This is a genomic window from Pseudomonas sp. HY2-MNA-CIBAN-0224 (genome assembly GCF_040310285.1).
Classification (GTDB): domain Bacteria; phylum Pseudomonadota; class Gammaproteobacteria; order Pseudomonadales; family Pseudomonadaceae; genus Aquipseudomonas; species Aquipseudomonas helleri.
In genome coordinates, this window is sequence record NZ_JBEOPQ010000968.1 from 1 (window position 1) to 230 (window position 230).

1 protein-coding gene is annotated in these 230 nt (G+C 57.4%); it reads left to right on the plus strand.

The features are described 5' to 3' along the window. Positions 1–230 (plus strand): hypothetical protein (locus AAEZ03_RS29120; protein WP_350583494.1); only part of this gene is annotated, 230 nt, incomplete at both ends.

A 230-nucleotide genomic window follows, 5' to 3' on the forward strand; every position in this document is an offset into this window, starting at 1 on the left:
CTTCCGTAGTATCGCCTGCAATTTCCAGCCGTCGGAAGCCGAGATTTTCATGCGACTTATATTGAGTGCGATGGTGGTGCTGCTACTCGCCGCTTGTGCGAGCCAGCCTCCTGTCGCCAACAACGCCGCCGATTCGCAGGCGACGTCCAACTACCTCCGTAAATCAGCCACCGCCAAAGAAACTGTCGACGTCGACAAGCAATCCGTCGGCGACCTGACCAGTGCAGACT